The organism is Streptomyces sp. NPDC007084 (assembly GCF_040703595.1).
In the GTDB taxonomy this organism is placed as follows: Bacteria; Actinomycetota; Actinomycetes; order Streptomycetales; family Streptomycetaceae; genus Streptomyces.
This window is the reverse complement of sequence record NZ_JBEYFY010000042.1, coordinates 46,703-53,304: the sequence shown is the minus strand read 5'-3', so window position 1 is coordinate 53,304 and position 6,602 is coordinate 46,703. Positions and strand designations below refer to the sequence as shown.

The window sequence follows — 6,602 nt, the reverse complement described above, 5'->3', positions numbered from 1 at the left end:
CCGCACTACGCCGCGGGGGGGGGGCCCCCCCGGCGATCCGCCGCCCCGGCCCGCCGGGGCCGTCCCGGAAGCCGCCGGTGCTATTCCGGAAGTTCGAAGCCCAGACCCCGCGCCGCCCGCTCCGGGGTCGGCTGGCCCCAGAGTTCCGCCGCCGCCCAGTTGGAGGACAGGCTGCGCGGTTCGGCGCGGTCCAGGTAGAGCGTGCCGTTCAGGTGGTCCGTCTCGTGCTGGACGATGCGGGCCGGCCAGCCGGTGAACAGCTCGTCGACCGGGTGCCCCTCCTCGTCCCAGCCCGTCAGCCGCACCTCCGCGTGCCGGGCCACCACGGCCTGGTAGCCCGGGACGCTCAGGCAGCCCTCGAAGAACGCGGCCCGGGCGGCGCCGACCCCCTCGTACGACGGATTCACCAGCACCCGGAACGGCTGCGGAACCCGTGCGCGGGCGACGCGGACCTCCTCGGAGACCGGGGCCGGGTCCTCGATGACGGCGAGCCGGAGCGGTACGCCGACCTGGGGGGCCGCGAGGCCCACGCCGGGTGCCGCGTGCATCGTGGCGCGCAGCGCGGCCACGAAGCGGGCGAGCAGGCCCGGGTCCAACTGCCCGTCGAACGGCTCGGCCGTCATCCGCAGCACGGGGTCGCCCGCCCCGAAGATCGGCAACGGGCCTTCGTGGTCGAGGAGTTCCTCGACCAGGTCGCTCAGGGGACGGAAGGAGCCGGGGGCAGGGTCACGTCCGGATGCCATCGTGCCAGGATGCCAAGCCGGCTCGGTTCGATCGAGCCGGCGCCGGGCGAGTCCCCCGACTTCTCGGCACGCGTGACGTCCCGGGGCGCACGCCGGAGGGCCGGTCAGCGATGTGACCGGCCCTCCGGGTGTGTCCGCCGAGGCGCGGACCGGGCGGGATCAGGCCTGCTGGAAGTCGCCCGCGAGGGCCGACGCGATCCGCAGGTGCGAGGCCGCCTCGGCGTGCCGCCCCTGCCGTTCCAGCGTGCGCCCCAGCATCAGGCGCGCATAGTGCTCGACTGGGTCGATCTCCACCAGTGCGCGCAACTCGGTCTCGGCGCGGCTCAGTTGGGCCGAGTGGTAGTACGAGCGGGCCAGCAGCAGCCGGGGTCCGACCTGCTCCGGCGTCTCCTCGACCAGCCCGGCCAGCACCCGCGCCGCCGCGGCGTAGTCCTTGGCGTCGAAGAACAGTCGCGCCCGCTCCCAGCGCTCCGCGGCCGTTCCGTGGTCGTAGTACGTCATCTCCACTGCTGACCTCCTTCACCGGGCCACAACCGCACTCATTGGTTGAATATTCCACTACCCCGCTGACAGGGGCGGTGGCCGGCGCCGGTCACGTGCCGGCCAGCTCCGCCTCCGCCCGCTCGGTGACGAGGGTCAGGACGCGGCCGGCCGCCGCGAGATCCTCGGCCGGGATTCCCGCGTACAGCCGCGCCGCGATCGCGTTGCCCGCGGTGCGGACCGACTCGAAGAGGTCGCGCCCGGCGCCGGTGAGGGAGATCCGCCCGGCGCCCGCCGCCTCCAGGAGCTCGCGCGCCGTCAGCTCCTCGACGGTCGCGCGCGCCACCGGCTCCTCGACCTTCAGCGCGCCGGTCAGCCGGTCCACGAGCCACGCGCGCTCGACGGTCCCGCCGTTGTCGGAGACGGCCCGCAGGGCCACGGACTGGTGGAAGGTGGTGCCGCCGCGGGCCAGCACCCGCTCCAGTACGGCACGGCTCGCGTAGTGCGCGAGGCCGATGACCTGGCCGTTCACGGGGAGGGCGGGGGGAGTGGACGGTGGGGGAGTGGACGGTACGGAGGTGCTCATGACTGCTCCTTCGATGAGGTCGCGTCCGGCAGCGCCTCGGCGCCGGCGCGCGGATCGAGCGGTACGTCGAGCAGGGTGGCCAGCTCGCGGCTGAACGCCCGGGTGCGGTCGCCCGAGAGACCGCCCAGTGGTGCGAGAAGCTGCTCCAGCAGGCCCTGGACCACGGTGATCGCGCGGCGGGTGATCTCGCGCCCCTCCTCGGTGAGGGACAACCGCACCGCGCGGGGGTCCGCCGGGTCGCGTTCGCGGTCGAGGAGCCCGGCGGCCTCCAGGGACCGGGCCAGCTTCGAGACGTAGAGCGGTTCGAGTCCAGTGTGGTCGGCGAGCCGTCGCTGACTGGGGCGCACACCGTCCCGGTGCATGCCGTACAACGACGCGACCAGCGAGTACTGCGCGTGCGTCAGGCCGAGGGGGCCCACCGCCCGGTCGACGGCCACCCGCCACTTCATCGACAGGCGCCAGACGAGGAACCCGGGCGTCGCGTTCTCGGAGACCGGCTTCGCTGAACTCATAAAATAAACAGTACATGGCTACTGTGTACATGGCTACTGTTTTCGAACGGCGTACGGAGCGAGGCCGCGCTCTTGGCCCGGCGCGCCTGTTCTGAGCCAAGTGCCCCTGGATGGGCGGTTCGACCGCCTGACGCGGAGTCCCGGACGGGTCTAGGTTGGCGCCATGAGCAATCTTGATCAGGAGGCCGTTCCCGCCCTCTGCGGCGGCCGCGGCTTCGTGGTGGCCGAACCGGTGCGTGAACTCCTCAGCCCTCGCCGGGTCAGGCTCGGCGAGTCCACCGAAGTCCGCCGGCTGCTGCCCAACCTGGGCCGGCGCATGGTCGGCGCCTGGTGCTTCGTCGACCACTACGGCCCCGACGACATCGCCGACGAGCCCGGCATGCAGGTCCCGCCCCACCCGCACATGGGCCTGCAGACCGTGAGCTGGCTGCACGAGGGCGAGGTGCTGCACCGCGACTCCACCGGCAGCCTCCAGACCATCCGCCCCCGCGAGCTGGGCCTGATGACCTCCGGCCGCGCCATCAGCCACTCCGAGGAGAGCCCCCGCCCGCACGCCCGCCTGCTGCACGGCGCGCAGCTCTGGGTCGCCCTGCCGGACGGCCACCGCCACACCGACCCGCACTTCGAGCACCACGGCGAGCTGCCCGTCGTCACCGCCCCCGGCCTGCGCGCCACGCTGCTGCTGGGCACGGTCGACGGCACCACCTCGCCCGGCACCACGTACACGCCGATCGTCGGCGCCGACCTGGCCCTCGCGAGCGGCGCGGACCTCAGCCTGCCGCTGGAGCCCGACTTCGAGTACGCCGTGCTCGCCATGTCGGGCGAGACCCACGTCGACGGCGTCCCCATGCTCCCCGGCTCCATGCTGTACCTCGGCTGCGGCCGGACCGAACTCCCGCTGCGCGCCGCCTCGGACGCGGGTCTGATGCTCCTGGGCGGTGAACCGTTCGAGGAGGAGCTGATCATGTGGTGGAACTTCATCGGGCGCACCCAGGAGGAGATCGAACAGGCCCGCCGCGACTGGGCGGAGGGCACCCGCTTCGGCGAGGTCAAGGGCTACGACGGGGCCCCGCTGCGCGCCCCCGACCTGCCGCCGGTGCCGCTGAAACCCCGTGGCCGGGTGCGCTGACCCGCTCCTTGGACTCAGGCCGACGACAACGGACCCCGTCCGCGCGTCCCACCCCGTCAGGACGGGATACGCAACCGCCTACGGTGGTCCGTTTCGGCCGACTGTGATCACGACGGCATGGCGCGCGGCCGTCGACCGATGCTCCATGGCACCCTCCGGTCCGACAGGATGACGTGTGACAGGAGGTGCGCCGCGCGTGGTGGCGAAGAGCAACCCCACCATCAGAAGGCGACGGCTGGGTGCCGAGCTTCGCCGGCTCCGGGTGGCCAGCGGGCTGAAGAGCACGGAAGTGGCCGAGCGGCTCATGGTCTCCCAGCCCAAGATCAGCCACATGGAGAACGGCAACCGCGCCATCAGCCCCCGCGATGTGCGCGACCTCTGCGCGATCTACGGGGTGACGGACCAGCGGACCGTCGACTCGCTGATGGAGATGGCCAAGGAGTCCGGCCAGCGCGACTGGTGGCACCCCTACGGCGACCTGTCCAACAGCGTCTACCTGGGTCTGGAGACGGACGCCGACGTCATCCACGTCTACGGGCCCACGCTGATCCCCGACCTGCTCCAGACCCCCGCCTACGCGTCCGCCGTGATGAGCGAAACGATCCCTCGGCTCACCGACGCGCAGATCGCCACCCGCCTCAAGCTCCTCCTCCGCAGACAGCACCGGATCTACGACCCCGCCCACCCGCTGACCCTGTGGGCCGTCCTGGACGAATCGGTACTGCACCGCGTGGTCGACAGCCCCGACGTGATGCGTGAACAACTGGAGCACCTGAACGCGCTCGGCGCGGAGCCGCACATCACCGTGCAGATCCTCCCCTACGCCGGAGGCGTCACCCCCGGCCTGTCGGGCCAGTTCTCGATCCTGGAGGTCGCCGACGGCTCCCCGGCGGGCGTGGTCTACCTCGAACGGTTCGTCAGCGATCTCCACCTGGACAAGCCGTCCGACGTACGGGAGTTCGGCGCGCTGTACGACCACCTTCAGGCCCGCGCCCTCGACCCCCTCGACAGCCGCGCCCTCGTCACCGACGTGACCAAGGCGCTCATCGACGCTCCGGCGAGCTGGTCCTGAGGGCAGCCGTGTCGGAGCCGTCCGGTGGGGTGGACCCGCGCGGCCCCTCCTTCCGCGCCCCCTGCTGAGGGCGGGGCTCCCCGGGGCCGCCCTGGGCGGGTACCGATCCGGCGGCCTGCCCCGTGCGCGAGGCCACCCAGCGTCGCGGGCCGGTCCGCCGGGCCGCGCGCCGGCACAGCGCGGGCAGGGCGGCGTAGCAGCGGTCGGGCAGGAACGCGGCGTCCGCGACGATCATCGCGCCGGAGAAGAGGGGCAGCCCCATCAGCAGGGCGATGCCGGTGTGCATGCCCAACAGCATGACGAGGACCGGGTACTTGAGCCTGCCGAAGAGCACGAAGGGGAAGGCCACTTGCAGCAGCACGGTCAGATAGCCGGCGATCGCGATCAGGACCGTGTGCTGGTCCACCAGGTGGGAGAGGCCCGGCCAGGGCTGGAAGAGCCGCAGGTTGAGAACGTAGTGCAGCGCGGTGCCGGCGCCCCAGGAAGCGCCCTGGACCTTGTACAGGCCCGCTGATCCGTAGAGGAAGCAGACCTGGGCCGCGATGACGAACATGCCGCAGTTGTGGATCACCGTGGTCAACGTGGTCCGGGCGGCCCGGAGCTGACGTGTGGAGTTCCGCTCCTGCCGGGGCCAGGGGACCGGATGGGCCGCACGCCGGCGGCGGGCTCGGCGGGCGTCCAGGGACCAGCGCCTGCCGCTCGCGGTGAGGACGAGGTAGAGGGACATCAGCAGGATCAGGTTGTCGCCGCCGTCCGTCATGAAGATCGCCCGGGCGTGGAACGAGGCCACCACGACGGCGAACAGCAGCGACAGGAAGCGGGTTCGCCAGCCCAGCATGAACAGCGCCGACGTGACGACGGCCAGCGCGTAGCAGAGTTCGAAGTAGGCGTGGCTGTCGGACAGGGTCAGGACGCTGTTCCAGCCGGTCTGGGCGAACAGGTCGTGGGCGAGGGCGGGCGTCCAGGGGGAGTCGGGGCCCCAGATTTCCGCGCGGTGCGGGAACTCCCGTACCAGGAAGATCAGATAGAGCAGGCCGTAGCCGGCGCGCAGCACCGCGGCGGCGTAGAGCGACACCGGACGGCCGGTGACCAACTCGCCCAGGGCGGCGGCCCGTTCGTGGAGCCGCTGTACGGCGGACGGGCGCGGGCCGTGCGGGCCGTTGGTGTCGTGTGGGCTGCGCGGGCCGTAGGGGTCGTGCGGGCCGCCCGACGGTTGCGGTACCGGCGCGGGGGCGGGGGAGTTGCGCTCAGTTCCCATGAGGGGTCACCTTCCACCAGGGGAGCAGCCGGGTCTCGGCGGGTGCCGGAGGGGCGTTGCCCGCGGCGGGCCCGGAGGCGGCGATGGGCCGTGTGACGACGCGGAGCTGGATGAAGTCGAACGAGCCGTCTCGGTGGGCGGCGACCCGTCGGACGGCGATGTTGGCCAGGTAGCGCCGCATCATCCGGGCGCGTTCCGTGCGCGCGGTGTCGTCCCCGCCGTGGGTGTCGACGTAGGAGGTCCAGGCGCGGCGCAGCATGTTCTGGGCGGTGTGGCTCGGGAACGGGTCGTGCTCGACGGCGGCGGCGTCCACCGCGGTCAGATCGAACCAGCCGCTCACCCGGGACGATCCGTCCGATCCGGTGCGTGCGGTGCGCACCAGGATCTGCCGGTTGGCGGAGTCGGGGTCGGGTGCGAAAAGCCGCCAGTTCTGCTCGAAGAAGGGGTACACCCAGGCGTTGACCAGGGGGCTGTACCGCTTGGAGAGCGTATTGGTGGGCGCCACGTGCAGGAAGACCAGGGCGACATGGACGAGGGCCGTCGCCACACACAGGGCGACCACACCGGTCAGGCCCGCTCTGCCGGCCCGGGAGAGCAACGACCCGCGGACCGGTCCGGGCGGCTCGGCGGCGCTTTCTTGTGGTTCCGGTGCGGGAATTCCGGCCGTGCGATCCCGCGATTTCGGTCCAGGAATACCGGTGGTGCGATCCGGTGATACCGGGCCGGTGACTTCGGTGGTGCGATCCCGTGTTGCCGGGCCGGTGATCTCGTCGGGGGAATTATGTGGTGGTGCCGATTCGGAATCGGAAAATCTGATGTCCC

At 72.0% G+C, this 6,602-nt stretch carries 8 protein-coding genes; 2 read left to right on the top strand and 6 right to left on the bottom strand.

The window, feature by feature from the left end; translation table 11 throughout:
- Positions 1–80 precede the first annotated feature (80 nt).
- From AB0912_RS26715 to AB0912_RS26700, 4 genes are all read right to left on the bottom strand, one after another.
- Positions 81–743: a peptide deformylase gene (locus AB0912_RS26715; RefSeq protein ID WP_366704039.1), complete on the bottom strand. Its 663-nt coding sequence runs from the start codon at positions 741–743 to the stop codon at positions 81–83.
- 159 nt (positions 744–902) lie between these two features.
- Entirely contained in the window at positions 903–1,250 is a 348-nt protein-coding gene (locus AB0912_RS26710; RefSeq protein WP_366704037.1) for a tetratricopeptide repeat protein, read from the bottom strand.
- A gap of 85 nt (positions 1,251–1,335) precedes the next feature.
- Entirely contained in the window at positions 1,336–1,809 is a 474-nt protein-coding gene (locus AB0912_RS26705; protein ID WP_366704035.1) for a MarR family transcriptional regulator, read from the bottom strand.
- On the bottom strand, positions 1,806–2,321 hold the full coding sequence (locus tag AB0912_RS26700; protein ID WP_366704033.1) for a MarR family transcriptional regulator: 516 nt from the start codon (positions 2,319–2,321) through the stop codon (positions 1,806–1,808). The genes AB0912_RS26705 and AB0912_RS26700 overlap by 4 nt, the downstream gene beginning before the upstream one ends.
- Before the next feature lie 163 nt (positions 2,322–2,484).
- Here AB0912_RS26700 and AB0912_RS26695 point away from each other — a divergent pair, with 163 nt between their 5' ends.
- Positions 2,485–3,450: a pirin family protein gene (locus AB0912_RS26695; RefSeq protein WP_366704031.1), complete on the top strand. Its 966-nt coding sequence runs from the start codon at positions 2,485–2,487 to the stop codon at positions 3,448–3,450.
- A 196-nt stretch (positions 3,451–3,646) separates the two neighbouring features.
- Positions 3,647–4,522, top strand: coding sequence for a helix-turn-helix transcriptional regulator (locus AB0912_RS26690; protein ID WP_366704049.1), 876 nt, complete (start codon positions 3,647–3,649; stop codon positions 4,520–4,522).
- Here AB0912_RS26690 and AB0912_RS26685 read toward each other — a convergent pair.
- On the bottom strand, positions 4,494–5,780 hold the full coding sequence (locus AB0912_RS26685) for an HTTM domain-containing protein (protein ID WP_366704029.1): 1,287 nt from the start codon (positions 5,778–5,780) through the stop codon (positions 4,494–4,496). The two genes, AB0912_RS26690 and AB0912_RS26685, sit on opposite strands and share 29 nt — an antisense overlap.
- A complete protein-coding gene (locus AB0912_RS26680) occupies positions 5,770–6,327 on the bottom strand; it encodes a DUF5819 family protein (protein WP_366704027.1) in 558 nt (185 codons plus the stop codon). The genes AB0912_RS26685 and AB0912_RS26680 overlap by 11 nt, the downstream gene beginning before the upstream one ends.
- Positions 6,328–6,602 lie beyond the last annotated feature (275 nt).